14 protein-coding genes and 1 tRNA gene are annotated in these 16368 nt (G+C 65.4%); 12 read left to right on the top strand and 3 right to left on the bottom strand.

Features of this window, described 5'->3' with window-relative positions:
* The first annotated feature begins 16 nt into the window (after positions 1 to 16).
* From serS to BM175_RS04815, 4 genes are all read left to right on the top strand, one after another.
* Positions 17 to 1300 carry a serine--tRNA ligase gene (serS, locus tag BM175_RS04830; protein WP_090960003.1) on the top strand — a complete coding sequence of 428 codons (1284 nt, stop codon included), beginning with the start codon at positions 17 to 19 and terminating at the stop codon, positions 1298 to 1300.
* A gap of 2 nt (positions 1301 to 1302) precedes the next feature.
* Complete coding sequence (gene surE / locus BM175_RS04825; RefSeq protein WP_090959999.1) at positions 1303 to 2064, top strand: 5'/3'-nucleotidase SurE; 762 nt, start codon at positions 1303 to 1305, stop codon at positions 2062 to 2064.
* A gap of 12 nt (positions 2065 to 2076) precedes the next feature.
* Entirely contained in the window at positions 2077 to 2718 is a 642-nt protein-coding gene (locus tag BM175_RS04820) for a methyltransferase domain-containing protein (RefSeq protein WP_175526758.1), read from the top strand.
* Between the two features lie 91 nt (positions 2719 to 2809).
* The gene (locus BM175_RS04815) at positions 2810 to 4096 is read left to right on the top strand and encodes a M23 family metallopeptidase (protein ID WP_090959992.1); all 1287 of its coding nucleotides are present in this window, start codon (positions 2810 to 2812) and stop codon (positions 4094 to 4096) included.
* A gap of 67 nt (positions 4097 to 4163) precedes the next feature.
* On the opposite strand, the gene BM175_RS04810 is transcribed toward BM175_RS04815, so the two are convergent.
* Positions 4164 to 5036 (bottom strand): ATP-binding protein, encoded by an 873-nt coding sequence (locus BM175_RS04810; RefSeq protein WP_090959989.1) that lies wholly within the window; start codon positions 5034 to 5036, stop codon positions 4164 to 4166.
* 144 nt (positions 5037 to 5180) lie between these two features.
* On the opposite strand from BM175_RS04810, the gene yajC reads away from it, so the two are divergent.
* The 5 genes from yajC (at position 5181) to BM175_RS04785 (ending at position 11211) form a co-directional block, all read left to right on the top strand.
* A complete protein-coding gene (yajC, locus tag BM175_RS04805; RefSeq protein WP_090959986.1) occupies positions 5181 to 5522 on the top strand; it encodes a preprotein translocase subunit YajC in 342 nt (113 codons plus the stop codon).
* 122 nt (positions 5523 to 5644) lie between these two features.
* Positions 5645 to 8233: a protein translocase subunit SecD gene (secD, locus tag BM175_RS04800; RefSeq protein ID WP_090959983.1), complete on the top strand. Its 2589-nt coding sequence runs from the start codon at positions 5645 to 5647 to the stop codon at positions 8231 to 8233.
* A gap of 1 nt (position 8234) precedes the next feature.
* A complete protein-coding gene (locus BM175_RS04795; protein ID WP_090959980.1) occupies positions 8235 to 8618 on the top strand; it encodes an Mth938-like domain-containing protein in 384 nt (127 codons plus the stop codon).
* Positions 8615 to 9445 carry a phytoene/squalene synthase family protein gene (locus tag BM175_RS04790; RefSeq protein ID WP_090959978.1) on the top strand — a complete coding sequence of 277 codons (831 nt, stop codon included), beginning with the start codon at positions 8615 to 8617 and terminating at the stop codon, positions 9443 to 9445. Before BM175_RS04795 ends, BM175_RS04790 begins: the two co-directional genes overlap by 4 nt.
* A gap of 29 nt (positions 9446 to 9474) precedes the next feature.
* Positions 9475 to 11211, top strand: coding sequence for a DUF4153 domain-containing protein (locus tag BM175_RS04785; RefSeq protein ID WP_090959975.1), 1737 nt, complete (start codon positions 9475 to 9477; stop codon positions 11209 to 11211).
* 15 nt (positions 11212 to 11226) lie between these two features.
* On the opposite strand, the gene trmFO is transcribed toward BM175_RS04785, so the two are convergent.
* Positions 11227 to 12642, bottom strand: a complete 1416-nt coding sequence (trmFO, locus tag BM175_RS04780) for a methylenetetrahydrofolate--tRNA-(uracil(54)-C(5))-methyltransferase (FADH(2)-oxidizing) TrmFO (protein ID WP_090959972.1) — start codon at positions 12640 to 12642, stop codon at positions 11227 to 11229.
* A gap of 175 nt (positions 12643 to 12817) precedes the next feature.
* Positions 12818 to 12961, bottom strand: a complete 144-nt coding sequence (locus BM175_RS04775; protein WP_090959969.1) for a DUF1127 domain-containing protein — start codon at positions 12959 to 12961, stop codon at positions 12818 to 12820.
* Between the two features lie 317 nt (positions 12962 to 13278).
* Between BM175_RS04775 and BM175_RS04770 the strand changes: the two genes are divergently transcribed.
* The 3 genes from BM175_RS04770 (at position 13279) to tig (ending at position 16209) form a co-directional block, all read left to right on the top strand.
* Positions 13279 to 13362 (top strand) — tRNA-Leu (locus BM175_RS04770).
* A gap of 133 nt (positions 13363 to 13495) precedes the next feature.
* Positions 13496 to 14584 (top strand): acyltransferase family protein, encoded by a 1089-nt coding sequence (locus tag BM175_RS04765; RefSeq protein ID WP_175526757.1) that lies wholly within the window; start codon positions 13496 to 13498, stop codon positions 14582 to 14584.
* A gap of 266 nt (positions 14585 to 14850) precedes the next feature.
* Complete coding sequence (gene tig, locus BM175_RS04760) at positions 14851 to 16209, top strand: trigger factor (RefSeq protein WP_090959963.1); 1359 nt, start codon at positions 14851 to 14853, stop codon at positions 16207 to 16209.
* Positions 16210 to 16368: the final 159 nt, after the last annotated feature.

Raw genomic sequence — 16368 nt, 5'->3', positions numbered from 1 at the left:
CGCGGACTGGAGAGACATGCTCGACCTCAAATGGATCCGCGATAACCCGCAAGCTCTCGACGAGGCGTTGGAGCGCCGGGGCGCGGCTGCCGCCTCGCCCGAGGTGCGCCGCCTCGACGAGGCGCGCCGCGAGCATCTGCAGGTGCTCCAGGGCTGGCAGAGCCGCCGCAACGAAGCGTCCAAGGAGATCGGCAAGGCGAAGGCATCGGGCGATGCCGCGCGTGCCGACGCTGTGATGGCCGAGGTCGCCGATCTCAAGGCCAAGATCCAGGAAGGCGAACGGCAGGAGCGGCAGTTCGATGAAGAGCTGAACGGCTTCCTCGCGACGCTCCCGAATGCCCCCCTGGCCGATGTGCCGCGCGGCGCAGACGAGGCCGATAACGTCGAGGTTCGACGCTCCGGGCAGGAGCCTGCCTTCGCCTTCAAGCCGAAGGAACATTTCGAGCTCGGCGAAGCGCTAGGGCAGATGGACTTCGATGCCGCCGCCCGCATGTCCGGGTCGCGCTTCACGGTCCTGCGCGGCAAGCTCGCTCGCCTGGAACGCGCGCTCGGTCAGTTCATGCTCGACATGCACACCGGGGAATTTGGCTACGAGGAAGTCTCGCCGCCGCTCCTCGTGCGTGACGACGCACTCTTCGGTACCGGCCAGCTTCCGAAATTTGCCGAGGACCTGTTCCGGACAACCGACGGTCGTTGGATGATCCCGACCGCCGAGGTGTCGCTGACCAACCTCGTGCGCGAGCAGATCGTCGACGAGGCGAAGCTGCCCATGCGCTTCACCGCGCTGACGCCCTCGTTCCGCTCCGAGGCCGGGTCGGCCGGGCGCGACACGCGCGGCATGCTGCGCCAGCACCAGTTCTACAAGGCCGAGCTCGTGTCGATCACGACGCCGGAAACCTCGCTCGACGAACACGAGCGGATGACGCGGGCGGCCGAGACGGTTCTCGAACGGCTCGGTCTGCACTTCCGGACGGTCGTTCTCTGCACGGGCGACATGGGGTTCTCCTCCCAGAAGACCTACGACATCGAGGTCTGGCTGCCGGGGCAGGACGCCTTCCGCGAAATCTCCAGTTGCTCCGTGTGCGGAGACTTCCAGGCCCGGCGGATGAACGCCCGCTTCCGTCCGGCGGGCGAGAAGGTCGCGCCGCGCTTCGTCCATACGCTGAACGGGTCCGGTACGGCCGTCGGCCGCGCGCTGATCGCGATCATGGAAAACTATCAGACGGAGGCCGGCGAAATCCGCGTGCCGGAGGCGCTGCGGCCCTATATGGGCGGGCTCGAGATCATCGGCCGGGATTGACCATGCGCATTCTTCTGACGAACGACGACGGCATCCACGCGCCGGGCCTGAAGACGCTCGAGGCGATCGCGCGGCAGCTGTCCGACGACGTGTGGACCGTTGCACCGGAAACCGACCAGAGCGGACTGTCGCATTCGTTGACCCTGTCGTCGCCACTGCGGGTGCGCCGCGAGGGCGAGCGCCGTTTCGCGGTGACCGGCACGCCGACCGACTGCGTGATCATGGCCGCAAAGCACCTGATGCCGGAGGAGCCCGATCTCGTGCTCTCCGGGGTCAACGCCGGGCAGAACGTCTGCGACGACGTCAGCTATTCCGGTACCGTAGCGGGAGCGATCGAAGGGATGATGCTGGGTTTCCGCTCGATCGCCCTCAGCCAGACCTTCCGCGCCGACGGAGGGCGTGAGTTGCAGTGGGCGACGGCCGAGCGGCACGGCGCCGAAGTCATTCGCAAGCTGTTGGGTGTGTCGGCGCCCGAGGGAACGTTGTTCAACGTGAACTTTCCTGCCGTCGAGCCCGAGGCCGTACGCGGCACGAAGGTCACGCGGCAAGGCAAGCTCGACTACGCTCTCGGCATCGAAGAGCGTCACGACGGCCGCGGCCTGCCGTACTACTGGCTGAAGTTCGGTCGCCAGTCAGGACCGGAAATGGGAGGCTCCGATCTCGCCGCGTTGCGCGACGGGTTCATCTCGGTCACGCCGCTGCAGCTCGACCTCACGCACCACGCGCTGCGTGAGGAGATGCGTTCCGTCTTCGCCGCCGGCTGACCGGGCATGGACATGTCGGGCGACAGGGAAGGACTCGCGGCGCTCCTCATGCGCGTGCGCTCGGAGGATTTCGTCGCGGGTCGCCTCATGGAGGCGGTCGAGGCGATCCCGCGCCGACTCTTCGTGCCCGACGGCGTCGCCGACCCCTACGGCGAGCACACGTTCCCGCTGCCATGCGGTCAGACAATGCCGAGTGCGCGAACGGCGGTTCGTATCGCCGCGGCCCTCCGGGTGCAGCCCGAGCATCGTGTGCTCGAGATCGGCACCGGCAGCGGATACGTCACGGCGCTGCTTGCCCGTCTCGGCGTGCACGTCGTCACGCTCGAGCGTTACCGCACGCTGTCCTCGGCCGCCAACGAGCGGCTGCGCGCCTGCTCGCTCAGCAACGTGACGTTCCTTCAGGAGGACGGACGGGCGGGCTATGCCGAGGCCGCACCCTATGACCGGATCGTGGTGCATGGCTCGTTCGACGAACTGCCGAAGGCGTTCGTGGAGCAGATGGCGTCGGGTGCGATGCTCGTCGCCGCCATCGGGGCAGGGGACGGCGTCCAGCAGATCGTGCGTCATCATCGGCAAGGGAGCCGCTTCGAGCTGACACCCCTGTTTCCCATCCGGCTTCAGCCGCTGGAGATCGGAAAAGCGTCACTCCTGTAAAGGAATACCTCGCTTTCGCTCCTGCATTTAACCGGCGGGTAACATTAACGCGGTTGAATAGGCCAAGGTTGGTGAAGGCATGGGGATTGAGATGCGCACGCACGTTATGCGGCTTTTTCGGCAGAAGCTGATTCGCTCTGCCGCGCTGGTTTCGGTTGTCTCGATCACGGCAGGCTGCAGCGCCGATGCGACGCGGCTTCAGGACGGCTTCTACACGGGAGCGATCCCCAAGGCGCCGATCCAAAGCACGCAGGTTGCCGCCGCGCCCGTCGCCCCCGCCTATCAGGCACCCCAGCAGACATACGCCGCCGTCGAAACGCCGGCCGTCAGCCGTTCGTCGCTGCCGCCGCCGCCGGCTTCGTCCTACGGCAATGCGCCGACGGCCGCGTCCTCCTACCCCGCGCCGGCGCCCGTCCAGAGCGCCACGGCCGCCCCGATCGGCCAGGCTCAGGTCGCGCAGTCTTCAATGAGCCGGGCCGTGCCCGCTGCGTCTGGCTCGCGCTCTGCCAGCGTGACGGTCGAGTCCGGTGACTCGCTGCTCGGGATCGCCCGTCGCTCGGGCGTCAGCGTTGCTGACCTCCGTGCCGCCAACGGCCTCACCAACGACAACATCCGCATCGGCCAGACGTTGATGCTGCCGGGTGGTGCCTCCGCGCCAGCCGCCGCGAACACGCGTGTCGCCTCGCTTGGCGCGCCTCCGACGACGCTTCAGGCGCAGGCTGCCGCCATTCCGGCACCGCGCGCTGCTCCCGCCAACCGCCCGGTAGCGACCGCGACTCCGGCCGCTCCGGCCGCGGCGGCGCCGGCTCATGCCGCCGCGCAGGCCCCGAAGCCCGCACAGCCGGCCGTGGCCGCTGCGACCGCCGCTCCTGCGGCGCCGGCGGCACATGCCGCGCCGAAGGCGAGCGACACCGCCGTTGCCGCTGCCGCACCGGCCCCCACCACCACGGTCGCGAAGGAAGAGGAGAAGGAAGAGGCGTCGCTCGCGCCTGCCTCGACCGGCATCGACCAGTTCCGCTGGCCGGTTCAGGGTCGCGTGGTCAAGAACTTTGGCGATAAGGTCGGCTCGCGCCGCAACGACGGCCTGAACATCTCGGTGCCGCGCGGCACGCCGATCAAGGCGGCCGAGAACGGCGTCGTGATCTATGCGGGCGAGGGGCTGAAGGAGTTCGGCAAGACCGTGCTGGTGAAGCACGACAACGGCCTCGTGACGGTCTACGGCCACGCCGACGACATCCTCGTTCAGCGCGGCTCGACCGTGAAGCGCGGCCAGGAGATTGCCAAGGCGGGCATGACCGGCGATGCGGATGCCCCGATGGTGCACTTCGAGGTTCGCAAGGATTCTTCGCCGGTGAACCCGATGACCTACCTGCGCTGAGTTCGGCGCTTCTCGTTTCGACGGGACAAGGCCCCGGCGCACCGCGTCGGGGCCTTTTCTTTGGGATTCAGATGTCGAAACGCTTGCCGAGGCGGCCCGCAAGATCTTGCACGAACTGGTAGGCAACGCGGCCCGACCGGTTGCCGCGCGTCGTCGACCATTCCAGCGCCTCGGCTTGCCACTCCTCCGCCTCGACGCCCAGCCCGCCCTCGCGAACGTAGCCCGCGACCATCGCGAGATAGTCGTCCTGCGAACACTTGTGGAAGCCGAGCCAGAGTCCGAACCGGTCGGACAGCGAGACCTTCTCCTCCACGGCTTCGCCGGGATTGATCGCTGTCGACTGCTCGTTCTCCATCATGTTGCGGGGAAGGAGATGGCGCCGGTTCGACGTTGCGTAGAACAGGACGTTGGCCGGGCGTCCCTCCACGCCCCCGTCGAGTGCCGCCTTGAGCGACTTGTAGGACGTGTCGTCGTGATCGAACGACAGGTCGTCACAGAAGAGGAGGATCTGGAACGGCTGCATGCGCAGGGCCTGCATCAGAGCCGGCAGGTGGTCGATGTCCTCACGGTGGATCTCGATCAGCTTCAGGGGCGCGGCGTCCGCTCCTGCCTCGCGGTTGGACCATTCGTGAGCCGCCTTCACAAGGGACGACTTGCCCATCCCCCGAGCGCCCCAAAGCAGCGCGTTGTTGGCGGGAAGCCCGGCGGCAAAGCGTCTCGTGTTCTCCAGTAGGATCTCGCGCGAGCGGTCGATGCCGCGAAGAAGCTCGACGGGGACGCGGTTCACCTTCGGGACCGGCTGGAGCGTCGCAGGCGGCTGGAACACGAAACAGTCCGCCCTCTCGAGGTCGGCGGGAGGCGAGGGCGCAGGTGCGAGCCGCTCCAGCGCGTCCGCGATGCGGCGCAGAAGGATCAGCTGGTCGTTCTCGAGTGCGGTCACGGTCTCGCTATGTCCTTCTGAAGCCGCCGGAACGTGTGTTCACAGTCCGTTAGCCCGTGTTGCAATCGCGCCGACCGTTCGTATATTGCGGCCGACTTGTGAAGGGCGCGATCGCCCGTTTTCGTCCTGTCCTAGGAGTAGTTGATGTTCGTCACGCCGGCTTTCGCCCAGACCGCCGCCGCAGCCGGGGGGCCGGAGAGCATCCTCATCAGCATTCTGCCGTTCATCGCGGTCTTCGCGATCATGTACTTCCTGATCATCCGCCCGCAGCGCGGCGCGGCCAAGAAGCGCGACGAGATGCTGCGCAACATCCGTCGGGGCGACACCGTGGTCACCGGCGGCGGCATCATCGCCAAGGTAACCAAGGTCATGGACAACGGCGAACTCGAGGTTCAGATCTCGGAGCAGACCAAGATCCGCGTTCTTCAGTCGATGGTGGCGGACGTGCGGACCAAGGGCGAGCCGGTCGCCGCCAACACGAAATAACCTCTTTCGAGGTTGCATTCCGAAGGCCGGGGATTCTCGGCCTTCTTCGCGTCGATCCGCCGTTGGGCGGCAACGGGCGAGGGCGCAAGCCACTCGCCCCCTCGCCATGAATCGAGGACGTCATGCTTTACTTCTCCCGCTGGAAAACCGTCCTCATCTGGCTCGCGGTGGTCGCCGGCATCCTGTTCGCGATGCCGAACCTCCTCACGCAGTCCCAGCGGGACTCGCTTCCGGGATTTCTGCCCGATCGGCCGATGACGCTGGGTCTCGACCTGCAGGGCGGCTCCTACGTCCTCCTCGAGGTCGATCGTGCCTCGCTCGTCAATGACCGGCTGCAGAGCCTGCGCGACGACGTGCAGCTGTCGCTGCGCAACGCGAATGTGGGCTTTGCCAATCTCGCCGAGCGCGACGGCGGCGTCGTCTTCACGCTGCGGGACCCAACGCAGGGTGCGGCCGCGCGAACGGCCCTTCAGAACCTGACGTCGCCGGTATCGACGAGCCTTCTCGCGGGCGGGGCGGTCACCGAAACCGAACTGGCCGAGCCGGAGCCTGGCAACTTCCGGCTGACGCTCACCGAAGCCGGCATCAACTACCGCCTCTCGACCGCGGTCGCACAGTCGATCGAGGTGGTGCGGCGCCGCGTCGACGAACTCGGTACGACCGAGCCGGTGATCCAACGCCAGGGCCTCGACCGCATCATGGTGCAGGTGCCAGGCCTTCAGGACCCCGCTCGTCTGAAGGCGCTGCTGAATCAGACGGCTCGCCTGACCTTCCGTCTGGTCGACGTCAACAATTCGCCCGAGGCCGTGAAGGCCGGGCAGCAGCCGGTCCCCGCGGGCTCCGAGCTTCTCGAGACAAACGATACGCCGCCCGTTCCGGTTCTGGTGCAGCGGCAGGTGATGATCTCGGGCGAGAACCTCACCGACGCGCAGGCGGGTTTCGACCAACAGAACAACCAGCCCGTCGTCAACATTCGCTTCGATGCTCGCGGCGCTCAGCGCTTCGGCGAGGTGACTCAGCAGAATGTCGGCCGTCCGTTCGCGATCGTGCTCGACGACAAGGTGCTGTCCGCACCCAACATCCGCGAGCCGATCCTCGGCGGCCAAGCGCAGATATCCGGTAACTTCACCGTCCAGTCGGCCAACGACCTGTCGGTCCTGCTGCGCGCCGGTGCTCTGCCCGCAACGCTCGACATCATCGAAGAGCGTACGGTCGGGCCGGGCCTTGGCGCCGACTCGATCTCGGCCGGTCAGAATGCCGGCATCATCGGCGGCGTCTTTGTCATCGCCTTCATGTTCATCGCCTACGGCTTCCTTGGCATCATCGCCAACATCGCGCTTCTGGTGAACGTCATCATCCTGGTCGCGCTCCTCTCGGTGCTGGGGTCGACGCTGACCCTGCCCGGCATCGCGGGCATCGTGCTCACCATGGGCATGGCGGTGGACTCGAACGTTCTGATCTACGAACGCCTCCTCGAGGAGCGCCGAAACGGGCGGTCGGTCGTCCAGTCGATAGATGCCGGCTTCCATAAGGCGCTCGGGACGATCATGGACGCGAACGTCACGACGCTGATCGCAGCCGTGATCCTGTTCTTCCTTGGCTCCGGCCCGGTTCGCGGCTTTGCCGTGACGCTGGCCCTCGGCATCTTCACGACGATCTTCACGGCTCTGACGCTGACGCGCTGGATGGTGGCCTTCTGGGTGAAGAAGCGTCGCCCGAAGGAGGTGCCGAAGGGTTGGGTGTCCTTTGTGCCCCATGGCACGAACATCCGCTTCATGGCGATCCGCAAATGGGCCTTCGCGATTACGATCGGCCTGTCGATCGCCTCGATCGGCAGCCTCTTTGTCGGCGGCCTCAACTTCGGCATCGACTTCACGGGCGGCACGGTGCTCGAGGTGAAGTCGAAGGCACCGCAGGCGGACGTCGCGAAGATCCGTGAGGATCTATCGCCGATCATCGAAGGCGACGTCCAAGTGCAGGAGTTCGGCTCGACGCAGGACGTGCTGATCCGCTACGCCGTGCAGGAGCAGGACCTCCAAGCGCCGCAGACGAGCGTCAACGCCGTTCGCGCCTCCCTGCAGAATGACTACACATTCGAGCGTGTTGAGGTCGTCGGCCCGACGGTGTCCGGGGAACTCGCCTGGGCTGCGATCTTCGGCGTCGGAGCCTCGCTGCTTGCGATCGCCGCTTACGTCTGGGTCCGCTTCGAGTGGCAGTTCGCGATCGGCGCACTTCTTGCCACAGCGCACGACGTCGCCATGACGATGGGCTTCCTTGTGGTCTCGCAACTCGAGTTCAACCTGACCTCGATCGCCGCGCTGCTGACGATCGTCGGCTACTCGCTGAACGACACGGTCGTGGTGTTCGACCGCATCCGCGAAAACCTGCGCAAGTACAAGAAGATGCCGATCTCGGAGATCATCGATCGCTCGCTGAACGAGACGCTCTCGCGAACGATGCTGACCGCCGTGACACTCGTCCTTGCGCTGGTGGCCCTCTACGGCTTCGGCGGAGACGTGATTCGCGTCTTCGTGGCGCCGATGCTGGCGGGCGTGCTGGTCGGCGTCTACTCGTCGATCTTCATTGCGGCGCCCGTGCTGATCTACTTCAAGCTGCGTCCGGAGACGATCCGCGGCGGCGACCCGAAGGACGCGATGGAGGCCGACAAGAAGGCCCGCATTGGCAACACCCCGCGCGCTGGGCAGGCCTGACGTGAGCGGCGAAATCCGCGACGCGCATTATCCACGTCGCGCCCCGATCGATGCCTATGGCAACGGCGGATTCCGCTTCGCCGACATGTCCCACCGTGGATCGATCCTTTGCCTCCCCTCCGGCATCTACGGCTGGACGGCGACGGAGGAGCAGCCCTTCACCGGCGAGCGTCTGATGAAGGTCCTCGATGAAGCGACCGACATCCGCTTCCTGCTCTTCGGAACCGGCAAGGACATTCGGCGCCCGCCTGCGGCGCTGCTGACCCGCCTGCGGGACCGGGGCATCTCCTGCGACCCGATGTCGACGGGCGCAGCCGTGCGCACCTACAACATCATGTTGCTTGAGGGTCGCCCGGTCGCGGCCGCGCTCGTGGCCGTCGAATGACGCAGGACGGGCCGCGGAGCGCTGCGTATGCCGAGTGCGAGCGGATCGTCCAGGACGGTGATCCCGATCGGGCGGTGTCCGTCGGCTTTGCTGCGGAGGATCGGCGGGACGGACTATGGGCACTCTACGCCTTCGCCCACGAGACCGCCGCCATCCCCAATCACGTCAGCCAGCCGCTGCCGGGTGAAATCCGCTTGCAGTGGTGGCGTGACCGCCTGACGGCGAGCGATGCCGAGCCCGAGGCGGCCGGGCAGGGGTCGCCGGTGGCGACGGCCCTAATAGAGACCGTACGCCGCTACGATCTGCCGGTCGATGCGTTCGAGCGATATCTCGATGCGCGAATCTTCGACCTCTATTCCGACCCGATGGGCGATCGCCGCGAGTTCGAGGCCTATGCCGGAGAGACGCAGTCGGCGATCGTCATGCTTTCCGCGATGATCCTTGATCGGTCCGCGGCTCCCGCAGCCGCCGAGGCAGCGGGCCATGCCGGCGTCGCAGCCGGTGCGGCACTCGTCCTGCGAGATGCGGATCGTCATCGCGCCCGTCATCAGGTCTTCGTTCCCGCCGATATCCTCGGCGCAACGGGGCTCGATGCTTCGGGCTGGTTGAACGGCGGTCCGCCGACCGAGCCCGCACGGCAGGCGATGATCGCATTCGCGCAGGATCATCTGACGAAAGCGGACGCGCAGATCGGTCGGCTCGCAACGTCCGTGCGCCCGGCGCTGCTTCCCGCGCTCTATGCAGCCCATCGCGTCACGCGAAAGACGCCGTCCGCGACGGAACCTCTTCGCCGTCTCTGGTTCTACTGGCGAACGATGCGCCGCTAGGCGCGTCCCGGTCGAAGAAGAGTTCGAATATGCGTTCCAAAGCGTCCCGCCTCATCGGGCTGTTCCGCTCGCTCGTCGTGCGATCCGGTCGAGCTACGTTCCGTTTTCCCGCTGCCGCGCTCGCAATCGTGGCGATCGCTGCCATCGCGAACTGGGCCATCGCGAACGAGGTCGACGCGACGATTCCTCTCGGACGCTGGATTCTCGGCCTTGTCGCGGGCGCCGCGGCCTCCGTGGCCGCCACGCTGTTCGCAGAAAGCCGAGGGTCCAGCCTAGCGGTCGCGCGGCTTGCCGGATGTGCGGGTCTTGCCGCTGTGGGAGTCGCGGTCGGGTTCGCCCATCCCTTCCTGTTGAACGGTCCGGCGTTGACGCTCGCGGTGCTAACGGCCGTTCCGCTCGCGCCGTTTCTGGGCCGCGGTTCGTCACGCAGCTTCTGGGACTTCACGCTCTGGATCGCACTCGGGATCACGCTCGGGTGGTTCTCCGTCGTAGTCTTCCTGCTTGGGTTCACCGCCATCTTCGAGATGGTCCGCACGCTCTTCGGTGTCGGACTCACCGAGCGTGCCTACACCCATCTCTTTACGACCGGCCTGACCCTCGTCGGCCCGCTGTTCGCGCTGGGGAGAGTGCCGCAGCCCGACGCGGTCGCCTTGCAGGACCGGACAGGCGAGCGTCTCGAACGCGCCGTCCGCCCACTGTTCGAGTGGGTGACAGCGCCACTCGTGCTGGTCGCCAGCATGATCATTCATGTCTATGCGGCCAAAATCATCCTCACTGGCGATGTGCCGACGAATGAAATCGGCTGGATCGTCCTTCTCTACTCGGCTTTTGTGCTGTCGCTCCGCCTCGGGCTGGAGCCGTACCTCAATACGCTGGCGGCGCCCGCGCGCCTGTTCGCTCGAGTCTGGGCAGCCGCGGTGGTCGTACCGCTCTTTCTGTTTGCCTACGCGCTCTTTCTCCGTGTGTCGGGCGAGGGCTGGACGATTGAACGCTACTTCTCCGCCGCCTACGGACTCGCGGCCGGTCTTGCCGTCGTCCTGCAAATCGTTCCGCGCACGCGGTCCGACATCCGCACGATGGTCGCCGTTCTGCCCGTTCTCCTGACGCTCGCGACCTTCGGCCCCTGGGGCGTGGTCGCGACGGTCGCAAGGAGTCAGAGCGCGTTGATCGAGCGGGATTTTGGGACGCGTCTGCGCGGTGGTGCCGATGCCATCCAGACCCTCGACGGGCAGGAGCGTGACGTCCTTCTATCGCGGCTCGATGCGCTGGACGACGTGGACGAGGGAAGGCATTTCGCCGAGGCATCGGGCGTGCTCCCGGAGGTCGAACCCGACAAGCGGCTGGCGGAGATTCGCAATCTTCCATCCGTCGCGGCAATCCGCGAGGCCGATGCTTCGAGGTCGATCGATCAGAGCTTCGAAACCGATGACGTCTGGGATGTCGGCGGTTTCGATCGGGTTCTTCCCGTTTCAGCGACCGGCGTGGACGCTAGCGGCGACGGTTCGTCCCTTCGACTTGAAGGGACGCGACTGGTCCTCACCTATCGGGATCAGACGGACCGGTTCGACCTGACGTCTGAACTTCCCGCAAGCAGGGTGCGCAGCGCGGAAGGGCAGCTTCCGGCGCTCGTCGTAGACCTGAGGTCCGCGGAAGGACGCACGATCCGGCTGCGGGTCGTGCATCTAAGATGGAGTCCGCAGGGCGAACTCGTCTGGCTGCAGACGGCTGTGGCCCTGCGACATGGCGAATGGGCAAGCCTTCGCTGAACGCCGGTTGCGGCGCTACTCCGCTGCCACCGGAAGCCTATCCGGCTCGGCGCCGAGCCAGGCGCTGAAGTCCGCGAGCGCCCGCCTTGCCATAGCTCGCTTCTTGGCGATCGTCTTTTCCTTGCCGCGTAAGCGCTTGCCCTCCTCGCGCGGGACTTCGACCGGCGGAAACAGGCCGAAATTGACGTTCATCGGCTGGAACGAGCGCTTGCCGCCTTCCTCGTCGCTCGCGAGGTGGCCCCCGGTGATATGGGCAAGAAGAGCGCCCATCGCGGTCGTCTGCGGCGGCGGAGCGACGACCTGCCCTCGAGCCTCCGCAGCCGCGAAGCGTCCCGCCATGAGACCGACGGATGCCGATTCGACGTAACCCTCGCAGCCGGTGATCTGTCCGGCGAACCGCAGGCTCGGCCGCTGCTTCAGCCGCAAGGTGCCGTCGAGCAACGTCGGCGAGTTGAGGTAGGTGTTGCGATGCAATCCGCCGAGACGGGCGAACTCGGCGTTCTCCAAACCCGGGATCGTTCGGAAGACCCGAACCTGGTCGGCATATTTCAGCTTCGTCTGGAAGCCGACCATGTTGTAGAGCGTGCCGAGTGCATTGTCCTGGCGAAGCTGAACGACCGCATAGGCCTTCACCGTTGGATTATGCGCGTTGGTCAGCCCCATCGGCTTCATCGGGCCGTGGCGAAGCGTCTCCGGCCCGCGCTCGGCCATCACCTCGATTGGAAGGCAACCATCGAAGTAGGGAGTGCCCTCCCACTCGCGGAACTCGGTCTTGTCGCCTGCGACCAGCGCGGCGACGAAGGCCTCGTACTGCTCGCGGTCCATCGGGCAGTTGATGTAGTCCTTGCCCGTTCCGCCCGGCCCGACCTTGTCGTAGCGTGACTGGAACCAGGCCGTGTTCATGTCGATCGTGTCGAAATGGACGATGGGCGCAATCGCATCGAAGAAGGCCAGCGCATCGGCGCCCGTTTCCGCTCGAATGGCTTCGGCAAGACGCTCTGCGGTCAGGGGACCGGTCGCAATGATGGTCGAGCCCCATTCGGCGGGCGGCAGCGTGCCGATTTCCTCGCGGACGACGGTGACGAGGGGATGAGCCGCGAGAGCTGCCGTGACGGCTTGCGCGAACCCCTCACGATCGACCGCGAGCGCGCCACCGGCCGGAACCTGATGTGCGTCCGCGCAGCGCATGATCAACGAACCTGCCAGCCGCATTTCGGCATGGAGCACGCCGACGGCGTTCGTCTCGGCGTCGTCGGAACGGAACGAGTTGGAGCAGACGAGTTCGGCGAGGTCGTCCGTCTTGTGCGCGTCGGTTCCGCGCCTGCCCCGCATCTCGTGCAGAATGACGGGAACGCCGCATTCGGCCAATTGCCAGGCGGCTTCGGAGCCGGCGAGCCCGCCGCCGACGATGTGAATGGGATCGTTTGCCATGGCGCTTGATACCATTCGCGGCGCGTTCACGAAACACCCCCAAACGACGACACCCGCCGGGGGAGGACCGGCGGGTGTCGTGAGTCAGCCTGCGAGTGGGAGGAGGAGATCGCAGGCGCTGATCCGCTCGGGCCCTATGGAAGGAGAATGGGCCGTCGCGAAAGGGGAGGCTGTCTTAGCGGGTCGCCTGACGGGCGAGCGTGCGGATGTCGGAGCGGGCGATGCCGAGGTCGGACAGCTCCCGGCTTGAGAGCCGGTTGAGCTCGGCGCAGGTCTCGCGATAACGGCGCCAGTTGTTGTAGGAGCGGACGATGTTCATGGTTCTGCCGATGGCTGATACGTTGTGACTGGGAAGCTCGGACCCATTCGCCTCGCTTCGATGCAAGGGATATAATCGGTTTAGACCGACCGAGTTAGGCAGTTGATCGCATGGCAGCCTTGCGGATTGTGCAACGCACAATCTGCGAAGGTCGGACGATGGGTAGAAGTTTATTAACTGTTCGGTGCAGCGATGCGGGCGGTGTCGAACGCGGAGTGTTCCGCTGAACATCGGGCGTCGACGTTTTCGCCTTGGCTGTGCCGGACGCTCGATGCTATAGCGGCCCGGCGTGCTTCGCAGGCCGGGCGCGCAGGCGTGCGGGTGTGGCGAAACTGGTAGACGCACTAGATTTAGGTTCTAGCGCCAAAAGCGTGGGGGTTCGAGTCCCTCCACCCGCACCACGTTCATATTCCGATTCAAACGGCCTTCGACCTCGGTCATACACGACCGGGTGGTCTCGTGGCGTTCCGGCCACACCATAGGATTGAAGACGCGATATAGAGGATGTTCCAATTCGCTACGGAACGAGCCCTGATGCCGCAACTGGCCGCGCTGACATCGCTTCGCTTCTTCGCGGCTCTTTCCATTGCGATCTTTCACTTGCAAGGCATCGGGTTCGGCGCTCCGTACGAGCCCCTAGCGCTCGGCGTCAGCTTCTTTTTCGTCCTGTCGGGTTTTGTCCTGACCTATGCCTATGGCGGAAGGGGCGATGTGAAGTTGCGGTCGTTCTTCGTCAACAGGCTTGCTCGCATCTGGCCCGCGCACCTCGTCACCGCGGCGGTCGCCTTGGCCTTCTTTCACTCCGGCATGATTTACAGTGCGGACTGGTATCCGTACGTCCTCACGAATCTCTTCATGCTTCACGCCTGGGTTCCGACCTCGGGCCATGTGTTCTCCCTCAACGCCGTCACTTGGAGCATCTCAGCCGAAATGGCGTTCTATGCGGCCTTCCCACTTGTGCTGATGACGCGAAAGCCGCTGGTGTTATTCGGCGCGGTTCTCGGGGCCACGATCGCAAGCGTGGTGATGCCTGACTACGGACCGGTGCTCGGTCGTACAGACATGTGGGCGCTCTCCCCACAGGTGTTTATTCAGCAGTCGCCGATGGTCCGCTTCGTCGAGTTCGTAGCCGGCGTCATGGTTGGCCGGCTATGGCTTGTGGGCTGGCGAATGCCTTTAGGCGACACGTGGATGACCGTGGTCGAAATCTTGGCACTCGGTGCGGTGTTTGCGTTCGGGGTAACGGCCCTGACGGTCCGAGGGGCGTTGGGCATTCAATTGCGGGAGCTTGGACTTTGGTACAGCCAGTCGGGTGGTTTCGTCTGGTTCTGTCTGCTGGTCTTCGTCTTCGCGCATCAGGATGGCGCAATCTCTCGCGCTCTCGGTCACCCGACCCTAGTACTGCTGGGGAAGGTGAGTTTCTCATTCTACATGGTCCACTTGCTCGTCATGATGTGGGCACAGCGTGAGAACTGGGTTGCACAGTTCGGTTACGGCGGAGCCGGGTTCGCCATCACAGTCTTGAGTGCGGGCGCCGCCTTCGCGTTATGGTACTTCGTTGAAGTGCCTGCACAGCGGCTCCTGACTGCACGCGCGAGGGTGATCCTTGCGAAGCCGGCCTGAATTGCGATTGTCTGAGCGCGCCGCAGCCGTTTGTAGTAGGTCCGTTAGGGGCCTGTTATGCTTCGACCCATTCGCCCATGCCTCTTGATCCCCTAAGGGTGCTCAACTAAAAGGCCGGGATGGCCGGGTGGCGGGTGTTGCGTTCCGACAGCCCGCGGCGTTCAGGTCCGGTTCTTCCGGCCCGCGCCTGCTCGGCAACAACGAGATTCAATCAGGATCGGCGGCGGGTCTCAAGGGCCGCCGGTCGAGACCATGAAGGGTTGACGATGCAGGTTAGGGAAACCAAGGCCGAAGGCCTGAAGCGCGAGATCGAGATCGTCGTGCCGGCGTCCGATCTGGAAGCGCGTCTGCAGACTCGCCTCTACGAGATCAAGGATCAGGTCAAGCTCAAGGGCTTCCGCCCCGGCAAGGTGCCGATGAGCCACATGCGCAAGTCGTATGGCCGCTCGGTCATGGCCGAGATCGTCAACCAGATCATCAACGAGACGCCGCGCTCGGTGATTGCGGAGCGCAACGAGCGCTCGGCGATGCAGCCCGAGATCCAGATGACCGAGGACGAGGGCGAGGCCGAAAAAGTGCTGCGCGGCGAGAGCGACTTCCGCTTCACCGTCGCCTACGAGACCCTCCCGTCCTTCGACCTGAAGGAGACGGACGGCATCAAGATCGAGCGTCCGGTCGTCGAGATCGGCGACGACGAGGTCGAGGACCAGGTCAAGCGCATCGCCGAGAGCGCCCGCACCTACCAGCCGAAGGACGGCGCTGCCGAGAACGGCGACCGCGTCACGATGGATTTCGTCGGCAAGGTCGACGGCGAGGCGTTCCAGGGCGGATCGGCCGAGGACTCCAACCTCGTGCTCGGCTCGGGCCAGTTCATCCCGGGCTTCGAGGATCAGCTGGTCGGCGTGAAGGCCGGCGACGAGAAGACCGTCAACGTCAAGTTCCCCGAGGACTACGGTGCCGCTCATCTCGCCGGCAAGGACGCCGAGTTCGCGGTGACCGTGAAGGCCGTTGCGGCGCCCGACGCGATGGAACTCGACGACGAGCTCGCCAAGAAGCTCGGCCTTGAGTCGATTGCTCGCCTGCGCGAGATCGTTCGCGGCCAGATCGAGAGCCAGTTCGGCCAGGCGACGCGCCAGAAGGTGAAGCGTCAGCTCCTCGACCAGCTCGATGCCGAATACTCGTTCGAGCTGCCGGAGAAGCTCGTCGAAGCCGAGTTCAACAACATCTGGAATCAGGTGTCGCGCGAGCTCGAGCAGAGTGGCAAGAGCTTCGAGGACGAGGACACGACCGAGGAGAAGGCGCGGGCTGAGTACCGCAAGCTCGCCGAGCGTCGCGTTCGTCTCGGTCTCGTCCTCTCGGAGATCGGCGAGAAGGCCGGCGTGACGGTGTCGGATGAGGAACTGCAGCGCGCGGTGATCGACCAGGTCCGTCAGTACCCAGGCCAGGAGCAGCAGGTCTACGACTACTTCCGCAAGACGCCGGAAGCGATCCAGAGCCTGCGCGCCCCGATCTACGAAGAGAAGGTCGTCGATCACCTCCTGTCGACGGTCGCCGTCACCGACAAGACCGTGAGCAAGGACGAACTCATGAAGGACGACGAGGACGAGCTGTCCTCGGCCGCCTGATTTCGAGTAGCGTCGCATTGGAGGCCGCCCATCGGGGCGGCCTTTTTTGTTTGCGCCTGCGAGGAGAATACCACCATCGCCATGGCATGGTCGCATCCGGACTCTAGTTCGGGTGGCGAACCCCCCGGGCGCCCGATTTTGAGCCGCTCCGGCGAAGAC

This window comes from Aureimonas phyllosphaerae (genome assembly GCF_900113065.1).
GTDB classification, from domain to species: domain Bacteria; phylum Pseudomonadota; class Alphaproteobacteria; order Rhizobiales; family Rhizobiaceae; genus Aureimonas; species Aureimonas phyllosphaerae.
This window is presented reverse-complemented; position numbering and strand designations above follow the sequence as displayed.

Excerpts from the sequence above, each read along its gene's own strand:
- serS (WP_090960003.1), top strand. The coding sequence starts at position 17 with ATGCTCGACCTCAAATGGATCCGCGATAACCCGCAAGCTCTCGACGAG.
- surE (WP_090959999.1), top strand. The coding sequence starts at position 1,303 with ATGCGCATTCTTCTGACGAACGACGACGGCATCCACGCGCCGGGCCTG.
- BM175_RS04820 (WP_175526758.1), top strand. The coding sequence starts at position 2,077 with ATGTCGGGCGACAGGGAAGGACTCGCGGCGCTCCTCATGCGCGTGCGC.
- BM175_RS04815 (WP_090959992.1), top strand. The coding sequence starts at position 2,810 with ATGCGCACGCACGTTATGCGGCTTTTTCGGCAGAAGCTGATTCGCTCT.
- yajC (WP_090959986.1), top strand. The coding sequence starts at position 5,181 with ATGTTCGTCACGCCGGCTTTCGCCCAGACCGCCGCCGCAGCCGGGGGG.
- secD (WP_090959983.1), top strand. The coding sequence starts at position 5,645 with ATGCTTTACTTCTCCCGCTGGAAAACCGTCCTCATCTGGCTCGCGGTG.
- BM175_RS04790 (WP_090959978.1), top strand. The coding sequence starts at position 8,615 with ATGACGCAGGACGGGCCGCGGAGCGCTGCGTATGCCGAGTGCGAGCGG.
- BM175_RS04785 (WP_090959975.1), top strand. The coding sequence starts at position 9,475 with ATGCGTTCCAAAGCGTCCCGCCTCATCGGGCTGTTCCGCTCGCTCGTC.
- trmFO (WP_090959972.1), bottom strand. The coding sequence starts at position 12,642 with ATGGCAAACGATCCCATTCACATCGTCGGCGGCGGGCTCGCCGGCTCC.
- BM175_RS04775 (WP_090959969.1), bottom strand. The coding sequence starts at position 12,961 with ATGAACATCGTCCGCTCCTACAACAACTGGCGCCGTTATCGCGAGACC.
- BM175_RS04765 (WP_175526757.1), top strand. The coding sequence starts at position 13,496 with ATGCCGCAACTGGCCGCGCTGACATCGCTTCGCTTCTTCGCGGCTCTT.
- tig (WP_090959963.1), top strand. The coding sequence starts at position 14,851 with ATGCAGGTTAGGGAAACCAAGGCCGAAGGCCTGAAGCGCGAGATCGAG.